General features: G+C 56.3%; 17 protein-coding genes. 4 read left to right on the forward strand and 13 right to left on the reverse strand.

Features of this window, described 5'->3' with window-relative positions; genetic code table 11:
• Positions 1 to 6: 6 nt before the first annotated feature.
• From holB to yceD, 12 genes are all read right to left on the reverse strand, one after another.
• A complete protein-coding gene (gene holB / locus ABTW00_RS14130) occupies positions 7 to 1,011 on the reverse strand; it encodes a DNA polymerase III subunit delta' (RefSeq protein ID WP_065356303.1) in 1,005 nt (334 codons plus the stop codon).
• The gene (gene tmk, locus ABTW00_RS14135) at positions 1,008 to 1,649 is read right to left on the reverse strand and encodes a dTMP kinase (protein WP_065356302.1); all 642 of its coding nucleotides are present in this window, start codon (positions 1,647 to 1,649) and stop codon (positions 1,008 to 1,010) included. Before tmk ends, holB begins: the two co-directional genes overlap by 4 nt.
• A complete protein-coding gene (yceG, locus tag ABTW00_RS14140) occupies positions 1,639 to 2,661 on the reverse strand; it encodes a cell division protein YceG (protein ID WP_064549160.1) in 1,023 nt (340 codons plus the stop codon). Before yceG ends, tmk begins: the two co-directional genes overlap by 11 nt.
• Position 2,662: 1 nt before the next feature.
• Complete coding sequence (gene pabC, locus ABTW00_RS14145; protein WP_433636108.1) at positions 2,663 to 3,472, reverse strand: aminodeoxychorismate lyase; 810 nt, start codon at positions 3,470 to 3,472, stop codon at positions 2,663 to 2,665.
• Positions 3,473 to 3,605: 133 nt separating this feature from the next.
• Positions 3,606 to 4,847 carry a beta-ketoacyl-ACP synthase II gene (gene fabF, locus ABTW00_RS14150; RefSeq protein ID WP_065356299.1) on the reverse strand — a complete coding sequence of 414 codons (1,242 nt, stop codon included), beginning with the start codon at positions 4,845 to 4,847 and terminating at the stop codon, positions 3,606 to 3,608.
• An 88-nt stretch (positions 4,848 to 4,935) separates the two neighbouring features.
• Positions 4,936 to 5,172: an acyl carrier protein gene (gene acpP / locus ABTW00_RS14155; RefSeq protein ID WP_000103754.1), complete on the reverse strand. Its 237-nt coding sequence runs from the start codon at positions 5,170 to 5,172 to the stop codon at positions 4,936 to 4,938.
• A gap of 209 nt (positions 5,173 to 5,381) precedes the next feature.
• A complete protein-coding gene (gene fabG / locus ABTW00_RS14160; protein ID WP_064549143.1) occupies positions 5,382 to 6,116 on the reverse strand; it encodes a 3-oxoacyl-ACP reductase FabG in 735 nt (244 codons plus the stop codon).
• Positions 6,117 to 6,127: 11 nt separating this feature from the next.
• Positions 6,128 to 7,057, reverse strand: a complete 930-nt coding sequence (gene fabD / locus ABTW00_RS14165) for an ACP S-malonyltransferase (RefSeq protein ID WP_064549141.1) — start codon at positions 7,055 to 7,057, stop codon at positions 6,128 to 6,130.
• A 17-nt stretch (positions 7,058 to 7,074) separates the two neighbouring features.
• On the reverse strand, positions 7,075 to 8,028 hold the full coding sequence (locus ABTW00_RS14170; protein ID WP_064549139.1) for a beta-ketoacyl-ACP synthase III: 954 nt from the start codon (positions 8,026 to 8,028) through the stop codon (positions 7,075 to 7,077).
• A gap of 63 nt (positions 8,029 to 8,091) precedes the next feature.
• Positions 8,092 to 9,147: a phosphate acyltransferase PlsX gene (gene plsX / locus ABTW00_RS14175; protein WP_074398851.1), complete on the reverse strand. Its 1,056-nt coding sequence runs from the start codon at positions 9,145 to 9,147 to the stop codon at positions 8,092 to 8,094.
• An 80-nt stretch (positions 9,148 to 9,227) separates the two neighbouring features.
• A complete protein-coding gene (gene rpmF, locus ABTW00_RS14180) occupies positions 9,228 to 9,401 on the reverse strand; it encodes a 50S ribosomal protein L32 (protein ID WP_064549135.1) in 174 nt (57 codons plus the stop codon).
• Positions 9,402 to 9,417: 16 nt separating this feature from the next.
• Positions 9,418 to 9,939 (reverse strand): 23S rRNA accumulation protein YceD, encoded by a 522-nt coding sequence (yceD, locus tag ABTW00_RS14185; RefSeq protein ID WP_433636110.1) that lies wholly within the window; start codon positions 9,937 to 9,939, stop codon positions 9,418 to 9,420.
• Between the two features lie 142 nt (positions 9,940 to 10,081).
• Between yceD and ABTW00_RS14190 the strand changes: the two genes are divergently transcribed.
• The 3 genes from ABTW00_RS14190 (at position 10,082) to ABTW00_RS14200 (ending at position 13,294) form a co-directional block, all read left to right on the forward strand.
• The gene (locus tag ABTW00_RS14190; protein ID WP_271447314.1) at positions 10,082 to 10,666 is read left to right on the forward strand and encodes a Maf family protein; all 585 of its coding nucleotides are present in this window, start codon (positions 10,082 to 10,084) and stop codon (positions 10,664 to 10,666) included.
• A gap of 167 nt (positions 10,667 to 10,833) precedes the next feature.
• Positions 10,834 to 11,958: a dienelactone hydrolase family protein gene (locus tag ABTW00_RS14195; protein ID WP_433641044.1), complete on the forward strand. Its 1,125-nt coding sequence runs from the start codon at positions 10,834 to 10,836 to the stop codon at positions 11,956 to 11,958.
• Between the two features lie 106 nt (positions 11,959 to 12,064).
• On the forward strand, positions 12,065 to 13,294 hold the full coding sequence (locus ABTW00_RS14200; RefSeq protein WP_433636112.1) for an MFS transporter: 1,230 nt from the start codon (positions 12,065 to 12,067) through the stop codon (positions 13,292 to 13,294).
• A gap of 27 nt (positions 13,295 to 13,321) precedes the next feature.
• Here the strand turns inward: ABTW00_RS14200 and rluC are convergent, their stop codons facing one another.
• Entirely contained in the window at positions 13,322 to 14,275 is a 954-nt protein-coding gene (rluC, locus tag ABTW00_RS14205; protein WP_167351068.1) for a 23S rRNA pseudouridine(955/2504/2580) synthase RluC, read from the reverse strand.
• 781 nt (positions 14,276 to 15,056) lie between these two features.
• Here rluC and rne point away from each other — a divergent pair.
• Positions 15,057 to 18,281: a ribonuclease E gene (gene rne / locus ABTW00_RS14210; protein WP_433636113.1), complete on the forward strand. Its 3,225-nt coding sequence runs from the start codon at positions 15,057 to 15,059 to the stop codon at positions 18,279 to 18,281.
• Positions 18,282 to 18,292 lie beyond the last annotated feature (11 nt).

The following is an 18,292-nucleotide window of genomic DNA, read 5'->3' on the forward strand; positions in this document are numbered from 1 at the left end:
TCTCTCTTAGAGGTGAGATACCGGCAGCACCGCACCAGGTTGCAGATAGTGTTCCCAGCGCAGAAGGCGCTCGGTGAGAATAAGTTCGCGGTTCAGCCCCGTGACGCTTTGCAGCTGTTCACGGCAAGCGCATGCATCGGCGACAATCGCCTGCAGGCGCGCGGCAGAAAGCGTTTGCGCCAGCTGGGCTACCAGCGTCAGGCTATCGGCATTGGTCAGCCGCGTAATACGCTGCTGATATTTGAGGGCATCAAGCAGCAACGATGACAGCCAGTGTAAACGCTGCACGACTGAATCATGGTTCAGCGATGGCATAAATGCCAGCCAGTCGCCGCTGTTGAGCGTCACGCCCAGCGCCTGACAAAATTTTTCGCGCGTGGCCCAGGTCTCAGGGGCCAACAGCTCCAGCGCCGCGGCGGGCGCATGATCGGACAAACGCAGCGCCGTCAGCAGCGTATCGCGCGAGGCGCTGTTTTCTCGCTCCAGCCACGCCAGCGCGTACTGCTCGCTCGGCGGCACCAGATGGAAAAAACGACAGCGGCTACGCAGCGTTGCCAGCAGCCGAGCAGGCTCCTGGCAAGCGAGGAAGAACCAGGTGTTTTTCGGTGGTTCTTCCAGCGTTTTCAGCAACGCGTTGGCGGCGGCTTCGGTCAACAGCGTGGCATCCGCTATCCACACCACCTTTGCCCCACCCAGGCGAGAATGTTCATACAGTTTTTCGCTCACCTCGCGTACCGCGTCGATACCTAACGTGCTCTTGCCCTTCTCGGGCTGCAGCGCGTAGTAGTCAGGGTGTGTCCCCGCCTGCATCAGCTGACAGCTATGGCACTGGCCGCAGCTTTTATGGCCGTCCGGGTTCTGGCACATCAAAAAACGGGTGATGGCGTAGACCAGCGAGTCGGCCCCCATTCCGCTGCGCGCCTGAACCAGCAGCGCATGGTGACCACGTCCGACCTGATAGCTCGTGACGAGCTGTTCAAACGGCGGGCGTAACCACGGATACCATTTCATGCCTGCTGCTCCGCTACCCACGCGGTGACCGCGGCGCGAATATCACTCATCACTTTCTCCAGCGCTTGAGTCGCGTCAACGGTGATAATGCTGTCATCCGCCGCCGCCAGTTCAAGATAGCGCGCGCGGGTGCGATTAAAGAAGTTCAGCGACTCTTGCTCAATGCGATCCAGATCGCCACGGGCGCGGGCGCGCTTGAGGCCGACTTCCGGCGTCACGTCGAGGTAAAGGGTCAGGTTCGGGCGGAAATCGCCCAGCACCGCGTCGCGCAGGGTCGCCAGCATCGTACGATCGATACCGCGGCCGCCGCCCTGGTAGGCCTGGGTGGAAAGATCATGACGATCGCCAATCACCCACTGCCCGCTTGCCAGCGCCGGTTTGATCACCGTTTCAACCAGCTGCACGCGGGCGGCGTAGAACATCAGCACTTCCGCTTTATCGGTAATCACTTCGTCGCCGACCGATTTAATGTCCAGCACCAGACTGCGCAGCTTTTCCGCCAGCACGGTACCACCCGGCTCGCGGGTAAACAGCAGATCGTTCACGCCGAGGTCGCGCAATGTTTCCACAACCACATCCCGCGCGGTGGTTTTGCCCGCTCCTTCCAGTCCTTCAATGACGATGTAATTACTGCGCATTTTTATCCTTTAGCACTTTCAGGTAACCCTGCACCGACCGGTTATGGTCTGCAAGATTGGTATTAAACGTATGCCCGCCTTTACCATCTGCCACAAAATACAGATACGGCGTTTTAGCCGGATGCGCGGCGGCATTCAGCGACGCTTCGCCCGGGCTGGCAATCGCCCCCGGCGGCAGGCCGGAAATCGTGTAGGTATTATACGCGGTTGGGGTCTCAAGATCCTTACGCGAGATTTTGCCGTCGTAGCGCTCCCCCATCCCGTAGATGACCGTTGGATCCGTCTGCAAGCGCATGCCGATGCGCAATCGATTGATAAACACCGACGCCACGCGATCGCGCTCTTCCGGCACCGCCGTCTCTTTTTCAACGATCGACGCCATGGTCACCAGCTGGTTCTTATCCTGATACGGCAGGTTGTCCATCCGCCCTTCCCAGACTTTATCGACCTGGGTCACCATCTTCTGATGCGCGCGTTTGAGGATGGCCACGTCGGTGGTATTGGCGGTATACATCCAGGTATCCGGCCAGAACCAGCCTTCAACCCACTCAGGGTTATCCAGCGCCAGCGCTTTCGCGACGGTGGCGTAGCTATCATCGCTGAGCGTATGCTTGATATAAGGCGCCTCACGCAGCTGCTTCAGATAATCGCTCAGACGCATACCTTCAACAAAGCGCAGCGGGAACTGGGCTTCTTTACCGCTGGCTAACAGCTGCAGCATCTCACGGACGGTCATCTGCGGGGTAAAGCGATAGGTACCGGCCTTAAAATGCGAGAGTTCTGGCTCCAGGCGCAGCAGCCACTGAAAGACGCGCGGACGGTTTATCACCTTGTCGGCATACAGCTGGTCGCCCAGCGCCAGGCGCCCGGTCCCGGCTTTCAGCGTAAAGACGGTATCTTCTTTAATCAGCAGCGCGCTATCCGCCATCTGACGCACTTTCCACATACCGACGCCAGCGGCAATGCCAAGAACAATCAATACCAACAGAACAAAGCGTAACAGTTTCATCATGCTAATCAGACGACTCACAAATTGGGGCTAAAAATTGGTAAAGCTCGCGGGCTGACCAGTGCAAATCCGCATAGCGTTGAACGGGGACAACCGGCATCAGCGCGTTGCATATCAGCACTTCATCCGCCTGTTCCAGCGCCGATAGCGGCGCATTCACTTCGACCACGCGATAGGCCGTCGGTGCCAGTTGGGCGATAATAAATTGCCGCATAATACCGTTCACCCCCGCATGCTCGAGGCGCGGCGTATACACATCGCGGCCGCAGCGCCAGAACAGATTGGCGGCACAGCATTCCGTAAGCCACCCGTCGCTGTCAAGGACAAGGGCCTCATCGGCGTTTGTCTGCTCAAGATGAGAACGAATCAGCACCTGTTCAAGGCGATTGAGGTGCTTAATACCCGCAAGATAAGGATTGCGTCCCAGGGGAACCGGGCTGAGCGCCAGCGTGATACCCCGCGCCTTCCATTCGGCATAGTGCGCAGGCGCCGCGGCAGTCGAGACAATGCGCGTCGGCGCGTGGCAGCCGCTGGCGCTATAGCCGCGTCCGCCGGGGCCGCGGCTGATGATCGCTTTCAGTACGCCATCGAATTGCTGGCGTGCGAGCTGCTGCATTTCCTGCTCCAGCGTCGCCCACGCATCAAAGGTTAAAGACAGCCGCTGGCAAGCCTGTTTAAGCCGCCCGAGGTGGGCAGCAAGCATCTGGACGCGTCCATTCACCACGCGCGCGGTGGTAAAACAGCCATCACCAAACTGTGTGGCACGGTCATTCACCGCGAGGGTATACTGCTCGACGCCATTAATTAAGAACATAGCGGCTCCTTATCGATGGACGGGTAGTTTGGCAGGATGGAACGTGTTGAACAAGCAGAGAAAGCTGAATAAAAAAGGCCCGCCAGGCGGGCCTATATCAGCATAGTGACCGACAGCCATCAGGCCGTCTGGCTCAGACTTTTTTAAAGATCAGCGAGCCATTGGTACCACCAAAGCCGAAGGAGTTACACAGCGTGTACTCCATGCCGCTCACCTGACGTGCTTCGTGAGGCACGAAGTCCAGGTCGCAACCTTCATCCGGGTTATCCAGGTTGATGGTCGGCGGAACGGCCTGATCGCGCAGCGCGAGGATGGAGTAGATAGATTCTACTGCACCCGCCGCGCCCAGCAGGTGGCCGGTCATCGATTTGGTGGAGCTGACCAGCACGCGGCTAGCGGCGTCGCCGAAGACGGACTTCACGGCCTGTGCTTCTGCTTTATCGCCCGCTGGCGTAGAGGTACCGTGGGCGTTAACGTAGCCAATCTGGCCCGCTTCAATACCCGCGTCGCGAATGGCGTTAACCATCGCCAACGCTGCGCCCGCGCCGTTTTCCGGCGGTGACGTCATATGATACGCATCGCTGCTCATACCGAAACCAACGACTTCAGCATAGATTTTCGCGCCGCGTTTTTTCGCGTGCTCGTACTCTTCGAGTACCACCATGCCTGCGCCGTCGCCCAGCACAAAGCCGTCGCGCTCTTTATCCCACGGACGGCTTGCCGCCTGCGGGTTGTCGTTACGCGTAGACAGCGCACGCGCAGCACCGAAGCCACCGACACCCAGCGGGGTACTGGCTTTTTCTGCGCCACCGGCAACCATCGCATCCGCATCGCCATAGGCGATAATACGTGCTGCCTGACCGATGTTATGCACACCGGAAGTACAGGCGGTCGCGATAGAGATGCTTGGCCCACGCAAACCGAACATGATGGTCAGGTGACCTGCCACCATATTAACAATCGTCGACGGAACGAAGAACGGGCTAATCTTACGCGGTCCACCGTTTACCAAAGAGGTATGGTTTTCTTCAATAAGACCGAGACCGCCGATACCGGAGCCGATAGCGGCGCCAATACGGTGAGCGTTCTCTTCCGTTATTTCAAGGCCAGAATCCTGCATGGCCTGAACGCCAGCGACAATTCCATATTGAATGAAGGCATCCATCTTGCGCTGTTCTTTACGCGAGATAATGTCATCACAGTTAAAATCCTTTACTAAGCCAGCAAATTTGGTTGCATAGGCGCTAGTATCGAAATGGTCGATCAGGCTGATGCCACTCTGACCGGCAAGGAGAGCTTTCCAGGTAGACTCTACGGTATTGCCGACAGGAGACAACATGCCCAGTCCGGTCACAACTACACGACGCTTAGACACGTTTGTCCTCCAGGGAGGGATTAAATAGATACTTGTGGGACAAAAGGATAAAACTCAGGCGGTCGAATGACCGCCTGGAGATGTTCACTTACGCCTGGTGACCGTTGATGTAATCAATGGCAGCCTGAACGGTGGTGATTTTCTCAGCTTCTTCGTCCGGAATCTCAGTATCAAACTCTTCTTCCAGAGCCATTACCAGCTCAACGGTGTCAAGAGAATCTGCGCCCAGGTCTTCAACGAAGGAAGCATTGTTGGTCACTTCTTCCTGCTTAACGCCCAGCTGTTCGCCGATGATTTTCTTAACGCGTTCTTCGATAGTGCTCATACTCTTAAATTTCCTATCAAAACTCGCTTTCGCGATGGTTTTCGTAGTGTATAAAATGTTGAAAAATTTGCAACTAAATCCCGGCAGGTCATACCACGATTTTACGCTATTTTGCGGGTTTTTGCCCTCATAACGCAAATGATTTTGCACTAATCATGCTCAGACATACGTAGATTGCCCGTTGTCTGAGCACTTTGTGCAAAACACGGTCAGACCATGTACATCCCGCCGTTTACGTGCAACGTTTCACCAGTGATGTAACTTGCTTCGTCGGAGGCCAAAAATGCAACCGCACTGGCGATTTCATTTGGAGAGCCGAGGCGCCCCGCAGGAACTGCCGCCAGTGTACCCGCACGCTGCTCATCGGTCAGCGCACGCGTCATGTCCGTTTCAATAAAGCCCGGAGCAACAACGTTCACAGTAATTCCGCGTGACGCAACTTCACGCGCCAGTGATTTACTGAAGCCGATCAGGCCTGCTTTCGCCGCAGCGTAGTTAGCCTGACCCGCATTTCCCATGGTACCAACCACAGAACCGATAGTGATGATACGCCCATGACGCTTTTTCATCATAGCGCGCATTACCGCTTTTGACAGACGGAAAACAGATGACAGGTTGGTTTCGAGGATATCGTTCCACTCGTCATCTTTCATGCGCATTAACAGGTTATCACGAGTAATCCCGGCATTATTGACCAGAATGTCGACTTCGCCAAATTCCGCGCGGATATTTCCCAGAACAGATTCAATAGATGCCGGGTCGGTCACATTCAACATCAGACCTTTACCGTTAGCACCCAGATAGTCACTGATCGCCTGCGCGCCGCTTTCGCTGGTCGCAGTGCCGATAACTTTTGCGCCGCGAGCGACGAGAGTTTCAGCGATTGCGCGGCCAATACCGCGGCTTGCACCTGTTACCAGGGCAATTTTTCCTTCAAAGCTCATGCTTTCCTCTTTTATTGCGCAAGTGCCGCTGACAGGGCAGCCGGCTCATTGATGGCCGATGCAGTCAGGGTATCTACAATACGTTTGGTCAGGCCGGTGAGGACTTTACCCGGACCAACTTCATACAGATGCTCTACGCCCTGGGAAGCCATAAACTCAACGGTTTTGGTCCACTGAACCGGGCTGTACAGCTGGCGAACCAGCGCGTCGCGAATCGCGTCGCCGTCGGTTTCGCACTTCACGTCAACGTTGTTCACTACCGGAACGGTCGGCGCGTTAAAGGTGATTTTTTGCAGCTCAACCGCCAGTTTCTCAGCGGCAGGCTTCATCAGCGCGCAGTGAGACGGCACGCTGACCGGCAGCGGCAGCGCACGCTTCGCGCCAGCGGCTTTACAGGCTGCGCCCGCACGTTCAACCGCTTCTTTATGACCAGCGATAACCACCTGGCCCGGCGAGTTGAAGTTAACCGGAGAGACAACCTGCCCTTCGGCAGATTCTTCGCACGCTTTGGCGATAGCAGCATCGTCAAGGCCGATGATAGCCGACATGCCGCCGGTACCTTCCGGAACGGCTTCCTGCATAAACTTGCCGCGCATCTCAACCAGACGCACCGCGTCGGCGAAAGCAATCACACCCGCGCAAACCAGCGCGGAGTATTCGCCCAGGCTGTGACCGGCCATCAGCGCCGGCGCTTTACCGCCCTGCTGCTGCCATAAACGATACAGCGCAACGGAAGCCGTCAGCAGCGCAGGCTGGGTCTGCCAGGTTTTGTTCAGCTCTTCAGCAGGCCCCTGCTGGGTCAACGCCCACAGATCATAGCCCAGAGCTGCGGAAGCTTCATGAAAAGTTTCTTCGATAACCGGGTAGGTTGCTGCCAGTTCAGACAGCATGCCTACCGCCTGTGAACCCTGCCCAGGGAACACGAAAGCGAATTGCGTCATGTTTTTTATCCTTATACTTAGAAACGAACCAGCGCAGAGCCCCAGGTGAACCCGCCGCCGAAGGCTTCCAGCAGCACCAGTTGACCGCGCTTAATGCGGCCGTCGCGGACAGCTTCGTCAAACGCGCACGGTACGGAAGCGGCCGAGGTATTGCCGTGACGGTCAAGGGTCACCACGACGTTGTCCATGGACATGCCGAGCTTTTTCGCCGTCGCGCTGATAATACGTAAGTTCGCCTGGTGCGGCACCAGCCAGTCCAGCTCAGAACGGTCGAGGTTGTTGGCTTCCAGCGTTTCATCAACGATGTGCGCCAGCTCGGTCACCGCGACTTTAAAGACTTCGTTACCGGCCATCGTCAGATGGATGGCGTTTTCCGGGTGGACGCGATCGGCGTTCGGCAGCGTCAGCAGCTTACCGTAGCTACCGTCTGCATGCAGATGGGTAGAGATAATCCCCGGTTCTTCGGATGCGCCCAGCACGACGGCGCCCGCGCCATCACCGAAGATAATGATCGTGCCGCGATCGGTAGGATCGCAGGTTCGCGCCAGCGTATCCGCACCGACGACCAGCGCGTATTTCACCGCACCGGACTTCACGTACTGATCGGCCACGCTCAGCGCATAGGTAAAGCCCGCGCAGGCCGCAGCGATATCAAATGCCGGCGCGCCTTTCACGCCCAGCATGTCCTGAATCTGGCAGGCCGCGCTCGGGAACGCATGGGTAGCAGACGTGGTCGCAACCACAATCAGCCCCAGCTCGCTTGCCTCGATGCCCGCCATATCCAGCGCGCGTTTGGCCGCTTCGTAACCCAGCGTAGACACGTTTTCATCAGGGCCAGCAATACGGCGCTCACGGATACCTGTACGGGTGACAATCCACTCGTCAGACGTATCAACCATTTTTTCCAGATCGGCGTTAGTCCGCACTTGCTCAGGCAGATAGCTGCCGGTACCAATAATCTTCGTATACATGTACGCTCAGTCACTTTTCGCTAATATAGCCGCCCAGTTTGACACACGGCGCAGCTGGCTTGATTACTTGCCAGACTCCGCTCTATCAAACCCTGCGGGGTATACGGATTCCAGGCGAGCGGCAATTCGCTGAGGAACTTGTCGCTGCACCGCCTGCACTGCCTGTTCAATGGCGATTGCAAAGGCTCGCTGATTAGCAGCGCCATGGCTCTTAATCACCGTGCCGCGCAATCCTAACAGACAGGCGCCATTATACTGGTCGGGGTTGAGGTGACTGAATCGCCTTGTCAGGCTTTTTTGTAACCAACGCTTTAATAAAATCAGCCACCACGACCGTTTTTTCCCCTCACTCTGCGATTTCAGCAGCGAAAGGAACATACGCACTACCCCTTCCATCGTCTTTAAGGTGACGTTTCCTGTAAAGCCGTCGCAAACCAGAACGTCGGTTTTGCCCGTTAACAGCTCATTGGCTTCAAGATAGCCGATATAATTCAGAGAAGAGATTGTTTTTAGCACTAATGAGGCATCACGAATACTATCATGACCCTTAATCTCTTCTTCGCCGATGTTAAGCAAGGCCACGCGCGGATTAGCAATCCCCAGCACTTCCTCCGCCATCACCGACCCCATGACGGCAAACTGCACCAGCATGGTACTGTCACAGTCGACGTTAGCACCCAGGTCCAGCACTACCGTCTTGCCCTTCTGCTGATGCGGTAACACCGTCACCAGCGCCGGACGCTCAATCCCCTGAATAGGCTTGAGCAGCAATTTGGCCAGCCCCATCAGCGCGCCGGTATTTCCCGCACTGACGCAGGCTTCAGCACGCCCTTCTTTCACCATCTCCAGCGCCACGCGCATTGAACTACCGCGGCTGTGGCGGATAGCATGCGATGGCCGCTCATCACTGGCAATAACCGACTGGGCAGGAATAATCTGCAAACGCGAACGTTGTTCGAAGTCAGCTCTGGCAAGTAATGGCGTAATGTCGTCGGGATTGCCGACTAATAGAAGTGAGAGTTGCGGATTAGAACTCAGTGCCTGCAATGCTGCAGGCACCGTCACGGAAGGGCCAAAATCGCCCCCCATGACATCTAACGCCAGGGTTAGACGTGTCAAGGTATCTTCGCCGCCTGGTTCGGTGTTTCCCCGCGTGAACGGGGAAATTCCTCACTAAGCATAATCACGCTTGCGCGTGATTACTTAGCGATTACCTTACGGCCACGGTAGTAACCGTCGGCAGTGATGTGGTGACGCAGGTGTTGTTCACCAGAAGTTTTGTCTACAGACAGGCTGGTGACTGCGGTCAGAGCGTCATGAGAACGACGCATGCCACGTTTGGAACGGGTTGGTTTATTCTGTTGTACGGCCATGGACCTTACTCCTCAATTACTTTTGCTTTAAGCTGGCTAATACGGCAAATGGGTTTGGTTTCTTCGCCTCTTCAGGCAGTTCGCCAAAGACCATGTCCGCCTCGGACACTTCACAGTGTTCAGAATCATGCACCGGAACTACCGGCAAGGAGAGGATGATTTCATCTTCAACCAACGCCAGCAGATCGATTTCACCGAATTCGTTAACCTCAATCGGCTCATACGCTTCCGGGAGTGCCTCAACCTGATCGTCATTCTTGACCGGGCTGAAACAATACTTTGTGTAAACATGATGAGTAAACGGTTTCCCGCAACGCTGACATTCCAACGATACCGTGACCTTCGCATCACCGGTGATGACCGCGAGGCGTTGGTTATCGATAGCGAAGGACATTTCGCATTCCACATCACTGTCTACACTGACTACGGACACGGCGACGCGCTCCGCCTGATCGGGGGTATAGATACCCTGGTAATCAAGGCGTTTTTGAGCCGTACGAACCGGATCGAGAGTCAGGGGTAATTTTACCTTTTGCATAGGGCGCGCATATTAACTTTGTAACGTCATAGAGTCAAAGAAAAAGGCAGCCTCAGGTTGCCTTTTGCCAATAATTCGCACACATTGCGGCCTATAGTTTAAAATGTCGGAATCTAATTCGCTACAGTCTATTTGAAAAATTATGCCTGATTTGATTCTTGCCTCCACCTCCCCTTATCGCAAACAGCTGCTTGAGAAGCTCGGTATCGCCTTCGAATGCGCCGCGCCGGAGATTGACGAACTGCCGCTACCTGGCGAAACCCCGCGCAGTCTGGTGCTGCGACTGGCGCAGCTAAAGGCACAGGCGCTGGCGGAACGCTTTCCGAACCATCTTATTATTGGTTCCGATCAGGTCTGTATGCTGGAAGGGGAAATTACCGGCAAACCGCATACCGAGGAAAATGCGCGCTTACAATTAAAAAAGGCCAGCGGTAATGTGGTGACCTTTTATACCGGACTGGCGCTGTATAATTCAGCAAATGGTCATCTCCAGACGGAATGTGAACCGTTTGATGTACATTTTCGCCATCTGAGCGAACAGGAAATTGCCACCTATATTCGCAAAGAGAATCCGCTTAACTGCGCCGGGAGCTTCAAAAGTGAAGGTCTGGGCATTGCCCTCTTCGACCGTCTTGAAGGACGCGATCCGAATACCCTGGTCGGTTTACCGCTGATTGCGCTGTGCAAAATGTTACGACGAGAAAATCATAATCCGCTGTTAGATTAGCGCCACGCCAGGCGTCGCCAAGCTATGCGACGCCCCACCCGCAATTTTGCTTATTCCTTCTGCGATCACAGTTTATTTTTCCAGCGCCGCTAAAATCCCTGACTCCATATTGAAACATTGTTTTGATTTAAGGGGTGAGCATGCGTGGCAAACGTAAAATATTATTTATGCTGGCAATACTAACCGCAACTCAGGCTAATGCCGCTGATGACTGGCAGAAACAAGGCGTAGTTGAAGGCAACCTTCCTGCCAGCTGGCAACAGATGAAAACTCAGATGCAATATCCTGACTCATGGCTTTCCGGGCATTATTCTGATTTTAAAAGCTGGCAGCAGCACGCGCGCCGGGAATTCCGCCAGGCGTTGCTGACGCCGGACGCTACCAAACCGTTCGATGAGCAGATTATCGCCAGTGAAGACCGTGGCAGCTACACCGCAAAAAAACTCGCGCTCAACATTACCGACGATAACCGCATCTCCGCCCTGATGCTGACGCCAAAAACGCCCGGCCCTCATCCGGCGATAGTCCTGCTTCATGACCACGGTTCAAAGTTTGATATCGGTAAAGAGAAGCTGATTCGCCCGTGGGGCAATGCCGAGCAGCTCGCTAGCGCCCAGGCGTGGGCCGATAAGTTCTTCAGCGGACGTTTTATCGGTGACGAGCTGGCAAAACGCGGCTATGTGGTTATCGCCATCGACAGCCCCGGCTGGGGCGACCGTGGCCCGATGGTTTATGAGCAGCAGCAGGCGCTAGCCAGTAACTATTTCAATCTCGGACGTTCGCTGGCCGGTGAGGTTGCCTATGAAGATATGCGTACCGTTGACTTTGTCGCCTCGTTGAAAGGGGTCGATAGCAAACGCATCGGCGTACTGGGCTTCTCAATGGGCGGCTTCCGCGCCTGGCAGTTGGCGGCGCTTTCCGGGAAGGTGGCGGCCACTGCGGTTATCTCCTGGTTCGGCACCTACGATGGCCTGATGACGCCGGGTAACAACGTGCTGCGCGGGCAGTCGGCCTTTTATATGCTGCATCCGGGAATGCCCGCAAAGATGGATATCCCCGATATTGCCAGCATTGCCGCACCGAAACCGATGCTGATTTTCAGCGGTGGACAGGACAAGCTGTTCCCGGCGAAAGCGGTGAGCGATGCCTTTGCCAAAGTCCACAAAGTGTGGGCCTCGCAAAAAGCCGACGATATGCTGGTGACGAAGAGCTGGCCAGAGCTTGGGCACGTCTTTTACCGGCAACAGCAGGAGGAAGTATTCCCCTGGCTGGATAAATGGTTAAAACCTTAACCTTTTCCCCTCAGCTCACCGCGACGGCGGGCTGAGGGAACGTAGCATTTTAGCGTCGCTCTCAGTACTCTCTCGTCATTGATAACAATGACAACAGGAGTGCATCGTGAGCACGCCATCGCAATCCGCTTCTTCTCTATGGCTGCCAATAACGCTCGCCAGCGTGATCCTGATGATCACGATGGGCATCCGTCAGACCGTCGGTCTGTTCGTTCATCCGATCGTCATGCAAACCTCAATGAGTATTGCCGAAATCAGCATGGCGTTGGCTATCGGCCAACTGATGTGGGGCGCTTTCCAGCCGCTATTTGGCGCATGGGCGGATAAACGCGGCGCATTCAGCGTGCTGGTACTCGGCGCAGTCATGATTGCACTGGGGCAACTGGGGACGCTTTGGGCGGCGTCGTTCCTGCCATTAACGCTGGCCCAAGGCCTTCTCAGCCCGGCGGGCGCAGCGGCAGGCAGCTTTTCGGTACTGATTGGCGTCGTGGCCAGCCGACTACCGACCGATAAAGGCTCAATGGCCAGCGGGCTGATTAACGCCGGGGGCTCGGTTGGCCAGTTTATCTTCGCGCCGCTGGTACAGTTGATTATCGGCCTCCGTGGGATGGCTTCCGGGCTGGTCTTTCTGGCAATGGCCGCGCTGGCCACCATTTTCCCATCATGGCTGCTGTGCCGTGGCGCAAAGCGTCAGGCGGCAGCCCCCACCGTTCATGTTGCAGCCGATGCGGGATTAAAGCAGCAGATCGCCCTCGCCTTTCGCAATCCCAGCTATTTGCTGCTGCATGCAGGCTTTTTGACCTGCGGCTTTCACGTAGCGTTTCTGACGACCCACCTGCCTACAGAAGCGGCCCTATGCGGCCACGACGCCACGGTGCCCGCCATCAGCCTGTCGCTGATTGGTCTGTGCAACATTGTCGGCAGCATCGTGGCAGGGTTTCTCGGCAAGCGCTATCGGATGAAGTACATTCTGGCGGTACTCTACGCCTCGCGCGCGGTAATGATCGCCCTCTTCCTGCTATCGTCAAAATCCGAGACGGCTTTTTATCTCTTTGCTTGCGCCATCGGTTTTACCTGGCTGGCCACCGTACCGCCCACCGCCGGTATCATTGGCAAACTGTTCGGCACGCGCTACCTGGCTACGCTGTTTGGCTTTACGCTGTTTAGCCATCAGATTGGCGCTTTCTTCGGTGCGTGGCTGGGCGGCGTCGCGATGCAATATGAAGGCAGCCTGACGTGGGTGTGGTATGCGGATATCGCGCTAGCGCTGCTGGCGGCGCTGGTGAACCTGCCGATTAAAGAGAAAAGCGTTGCCGTTCGTCTTCGCAAGGCATAAAAAACGGGCCAGGCGGCCCGTTTTAGCTTACTTCTGGTTGCGTAGCACCTGGAGACAGCGCTTGAGCTGGTCATCCATCGGCGCTTCCACGCGCATCACTTCGCCGGTCCCCGGGTGGGTGAACTTCAGCGCCGCGGCGTGCAAAAACAGACGATTCAGCCCGGTGCCCGTCAGCTGTTTGTCAAACTCGCGATCGCCATAACGATCGTCAAAGGCAATCGGGTGCCCCGCGTGCTGGGTATGCACGCGGATCTGGTGCGTACGTCCGGTTACCGGGCTACAGCGTACCAGCGTGGCGAACGCGTAACGTTCTTCTATTTTGAAGCGGGTTTCCGATGGCTTACCCTCCTGGCTAACGCGTACGATGCGCTCGCCGCTCTGCAGAATGTTTTTCAGCAGCGGCGCCTGTACAGCCTTCACGTGGGACTGCCACTGCCCACGCACCAGCGCCAGGTAGTCTTTCTGCATCCCTTTCTCGCGCAGCTGTTCATGCAGCGAACGCAGCGCCGACCGCTTCTTCGCCACCAGCAGCACGCCGGAGGTGTCACGGTCAAGACGGTGGACCAGCTCCAGGAAGCGCGCTTCCGGACGCAGCGCGCGCAGCCCTTCAATCACGCCGAAACTTAGGCCGCTACCGCCGTGTACCGCCGTGCCGGAAGGTTTGTTCAGCACGAGGATGTGATCGTCTTCGTACAGGATAACGTCGCTCAGCGCCGCCACTTTTTGCAAATGCGGCGATACGGCATCTTCTTCACGTTCGGCTACGCGCACCGGCGGAATACGCACCTCATCGCCGGCCTCCAGCTTATACTCAGGCTTGATGCGCTTTTTATTTACCCGCACCTCGCCCTTACGCAAGATGCGATAAATCATGCTCTTCGGCACCCCTTTTAGCTGGGTGCGCAAAAAGTTGTCGATTCGTTGCCCGGCTTCGTCAGCGCTGATGGCAACCATTTTTACAGTCGGAGTCTCAGTTTTCATGGTGCGCGATTCTAAATATCCCGGCTCATTAGCGCCACTCATTTTTCTATGCTTATATTTATCATGCTCCGTTTACCACTGTTGCTTTTCCCCGCGAGCTGTTTGTTATTAGAACAATCTCAGCGGACAGGTGAAGAAACTGTGAGTAACCGGGTGATAAAAGGTGAAAGTCAACTTGCTATAACCGGGTTACCAAGGAATAATGAAACTGTTTTCCGTGGTGAACCTGGAATAACAAGGATATATACACGAAATCATTCAAGCGGCCTCAAGGCGGCAAGCGAGTGACCCTGCTGGAACGTACCTGAGTACGTGACAAAGGTGAACGAGCACAGCCAACGCCGAGGTAGCCTGAAAGATAAAGTGTATGACGGAATGACCAGTTTTGTCTGTTCGATCATCCACGCAGCAATGGCGTAAGACGTATTGATCCCTCAGACAGTTAGCGGGCTGCGAGTTGCAGTCCTTACCGGTACATATACTGTACGAATTTTAGATGGCAGAAAAATAACGCAACGGGAAACAACCGTGCAAATCTCTACCTTCTGAAAGATGACGAGTATAAATGGAATCTTCTCTGGAGAGTTATCCCAGGCTGTTCCCCAAATAATTGCGCTGTGTTTCCGTTTGAAACACAGGCTACCGACACTCTGCGCCTCTTAAGCGAGCGACAACCGTGAGGTTGGCGACGTGAATAGTCACGAGGCCATCGGTTTACCCCGGAAAGGCAACACTCTGCTCGCAGCTTAGTCGTCAATGTAAGAATAATGAGTAAGTTACGATGAAAAGAATGTTAATCAACGCAACTCAGCAGGAAGAGTTGCGTGTCGCCCTCGTTGATGGGCAGCGTCTGTACGATCTGGATATTGAAAGCCCAGGACACGAACAGAAAAAAGCGAACATCTACAAAGGCAAAATTACCCGTATTGAACCGAGTCTCGAAGCCGCATTTGTTGATTACGGCGCCGAGCGTCATGGTTTCCTCCCCCTCAAAGAAATCGCTCGCGAATATTTCCCAGCCAACTACAGCTCTCACGGTCGTCCAAACATCAAAGATGTGCTGCGTGAAGGCCAGGAAGTTATCGTCCAGATCGATAAAGAAGAACGCGGCAACAAAGGCGCTGCGCTGACGACCTTTATCAGCCTGGCGGGCAGCTATCTGGTGCTGATGCCGAACAACCCGCGCGCGGGCGGTATCTCTCGCCGTATCGAAGGCGACGATCGCACCGAACTGAAAGAAGCGCTGGCCAGCCTCGAGCTGCCGGACGGCATGGGCTTAATCGTGCGTACCGCAGGCGTCGGCAAATCTGCCGAAGCGCTGCAGTGGGACTTAAGCTTCCGTCTGAAGCACTGGGAAGCTATCCAGAAAGCCGCTGAAAGCCGCCCTGCGCCTTTCCTGATTCACCAGGAAAGTAACGTGATCGTGCGTGCCTTCCGCGACTACCTGCGCCAGGACATCGGCGAAATCCTCATCGACAACCCGAAAGTCATGGAAATGGCGCGTCAGCACATTTCTGCACTGGGCCGTCCGGATTTCAGCAGCAAAATCAAACTGTACACCGGTGAAATCCCGCTGTTCAGCCACTACCAGATTGAATCGCAGATTGAATCCGCCTTCCAGCGTGAAGTGCGTCTGCCGTCAGGCGGCTCTATCGTTATCGACAGTACCGAAGCGCTGACCGCTATCGACATCAACTCCGCGCGAGCAACCCGCGGCGGCGATATCGAAGAAACCGCGTTCAACACCAACCTCGAAGCGGCCGATGAGATTGCTCGCCAGCTGCGTCTGCGTGACCTTGGCGGTCTGATTGTTATCGACTTTATCGATATGACGCCGGTACGCCACCAGCGCGCGGTAGAAAACCGCCTGCGTGAAGCTGTCCGTCAGGACCGCGCGCGTATCCAGATTAGCCACATTTCCCGCTTCGGCCTGCTGGAGATGTCTCGTCAGCGTCTGAGCCCGTCGCTGGGCGAATCCAGCCACCACGTCTGCCCACGCTGCTCCGGTACCGGCACCGTGCGTGACAACGAATCGCTGTCGCTCTCCATTCTGCGTCTGATTGAAGAAGAAGCGCTGAAAGAGAACACCAAAGAAGTCCACGCTATCGTCCCGGTGCCGATTGCGTCTTACCTGTTGAACGAAAAACGTGCTGCGGTAAGCGCCATTGAATCCCGCCAGGGCGGCGTTCGTTGCATCATCGTGCCGAACGACGAGATGGAAACCCCGCACTACTCTGTGCTGCGCGTGCGTAAAGGCGAAGAAACCACCACGCTGAGCTACCTGCTGCCGAAGCTGCACGAAGAAGCCATGGCGCTGCCGGTTGAAGAAGAGTTTGTTGAGCGTAAGCTGCCTGAGCAACCGGCGCTAGCCACCTTCGTTATGCCAGAAGTTCCTGAGCCTACCGCAGAGAAAGCCGCTCCGGCCGTCGCTCAGCCAAAAGCAGCTGCCGCCGCCGCGCCGGCTGCCCCAGGCCTGCTCTCTCGTTTCTTTGCTGCGCTGAAAAACCTGTTTGCCGATAGCCCGGAAAAAGCGGTTGAAGCACAGCCAGAGAAACAGGAAGCGAAACCTGAGCGTCAGCAGGAACGCCGCAAGCCGCGTCAGAACAACCGCCGCGACCGCAATGAGCGTAGCGATCGTCGTAACGACCGCAACGAACGTAATGATCGTAACGAAAACGCCGAAGGCCGCGAACCGCGCGAAAGCCGTGAAGGTCGCGACGATAACCGTCGTAACCGTCGCGAGAAGCCGCAGCAGTCTGAAGCGCGCGAAAACCGCCAGCTGAACGCCGTGGACGACGCGGAAAAATCCCGCACACGTGACGACCAGCAGCCGTCTCGCCGCGAACGTAATCGCCGTCGCAGTGACGAAAAACGTCAGCAGCCGCAGGAAGCGAAACCACAGGTTCGTGAAGAACAGGCTGCTGCCGCGCCGGAAGCCGCACAAGAAGAACGCGTACAGACTATGCCGCGCCGCAAACCGCGTCAGCTGGCACACAAAGTTCGCATCGAAACCCCGGAGCAGACCGCCGCTCGTGAACTGATTGCTGATGAACCGCAGCAGGAAGCGCCGCGTACCGCCCTGGCGAAAGTCGATCTGCCGGCGGTGGTTGATGCCCCGGTACAGAGCGAGCAGGACGACAATACGGAAGGTCGTGATAACAACGGCATGCCGCGTCGTTCACGTCGTTCTCCGCGCCATCTGCGCGTCAGCGGTCAGCGTCGTCGTCGTTACCGTGACGAGCGTTACCCGACCCAGTCGCCGATGCCGCTGACCGTCGCCTGCGCGTCGCCAGAACTGGCCTCCGGTAAAGTGTGGATTACCTACCCGATAGCTCAGGTGCAAACCGAAGCGGAAGCACCGGCTGAGCAGGACGTAGCAGAACAGCCAATCGTAGCGCAAGCCGCTGAACAGGCTGTCGTTACCGAGCCAGAGGTTGTTGAAACCGTCGCTGAAGCACCTGAAGTGGCCGCTCCGGCAGCCGTTGCCGAACCGGTTATCGTGGCGCAAGAAACGGCGCCAGCGCAGGAAGAAACGCCTGCGTCGGTAGAGGAAGAAGCGCCTGCTGCAGTGGAAGAAGAAACCGTTGCACAAGAAGTGGTTGTCGCTGAAGCACCGGCTATCGTTGAAGAAGCGAAAACCGAGGCCGAAACGCCGGTTGTTGAAACCGCGCCAGTGGTTGAGCCCGCGCCGGTGATTGACAGTGCGCCTGTCGCAGAAGAACCGGCTGTTGAACAGGCTCCGGTCGAGGAAACTCCGGTGGTTGCCGCGCCAGTCGCTGCTGAACCGGTTGTGACCACTCCAGCACCTGTGGCGAAATCTTCCGATGCCAACCGTGCCTCTGCGCCGATGACCCGAGCGCCGGCACCGGCATACGTGCCAGAAGCACCGCGCCACAGCGACTGGGTTCGTCCATCCTTTAACTTCGACGGTAAAGGTTCCGCTGGCGGCCACAGTGCGACGCACACGGCTACCGCTGAACCTACCCGCCCGCAGTCGGTTGAATAAACCGCCAGCGT

Origin of the sequence: Kluyvera georgiana, assembly GCF_050990895.1 — a bacterium.
GTDB lineage: Bacteria > Pseudomonadota > Gammaproteobacteria > Enterobacterales > Enterobacteriaceae > Kluyvera > Kluyvera georgiana.

What these genes read in the sequence shown, in the direction of transcription:
- holB (WP_065356303.1), bottom strand. Translation starts at nt 1,011, where the DNA reads ATGAAATGGTATCCGTGGTTACGCCCGCCGTTTGAACAGCTCGTCACG.
- tmk (WP_065356302.1), bottom strand. Translation starts at nt 1,649, where the DNA reads ATGCGCAGTAATTACATCGTCATTGAAGGACTGGAAGGAGCGGGCAAA.
- yceG (WP_064549160.1), bottom strand. Translation starts at nt 2,661, where the DNA reads ATGATGAAACTGTTACGCTTTGTTCTGTTGGTATTGATTGTTCTTGGC.
- pabC (WP_433636108.1), bottom strand. Translation starts at nt 3,472, where the DNA reads ATGTTCTTAATTAATGGCGTCGAGCAGTATACCCTCGCGGTGAATGAC.
- acpP (WP_000103754.1), bottom strand. Translation starts at nt 5,172, where the DNA reads ATGAGCACTATCGAAGAACGCGTTAAGAAAATCATCGGCGAACAGCTG.
- fabG (WP_064549143.1), bottom strand. Translation starts at nt 6,116, where the DNA reads ATGAGCTTTGAAGGAAAAATTGCCCTGGTAACAGGTGCAAGCCGCGGT.
- fabD (WP_064549141.1), bottom strand. Translation starts at nt 7,057, where the DNA reads ATGACGCAATTCGCTTTCGTGTTCCCTGGGCAGGGTTCACAGGCGGTA.
- ABTW00_RS14170 (WP_064549139.1), bottom strand. Translation starts at nt 8,028, where the DNA reads ATGTATACGAAGATTATTGGTACCGGCAGCTATCTGCCTGAGCAAGTG.
- rpmF (WP_064549135.1), bottom strand. Translation starts at nt 9,401, where the DNA reads ATGGCCGTACAACAGAATAAACCAACCCGTTCCAAACGTGGCATGCGT.
- yceD (WP_433636110.1), bottom strand. Translation starts at nt 9,939, where the DNA reads ATGCAAAAGGTAAAATTACCCCTGACTCTCGATCCGGTTCGTACGGCT.
- ABTW00_RS14190 (WP_271447314.1), top strand. Translation starts at nt 10,082, where the DNA reads ATGCCTGATTTGATTCTTGCCTCCACCTCCCCTTATCGCAAACAGCTG.
- ABTW00_RS14195 (WP_433641044.1), top strand. Translation starts at nt 10,834, where the DNA reads ATGCTGGCAATACTAACCGCAACTCAGGCTAATGCCGCTGATGACTGG.
- rluC (WP_167351068.1), bottom strand. Translation starts at nt 14,275, where the DNA reads ATGAAAACTGAGACTCCGACTGTAAAAATGGTTGCCATCAGCGCTGAC.
- rne (WP_433636113.1), top strand. Translation starts at nt 15,057, where the DNA reads ATGAAAAGAATGTTAATCAACGCAACTCAGCAGGAAGAGTTGCGTGTC.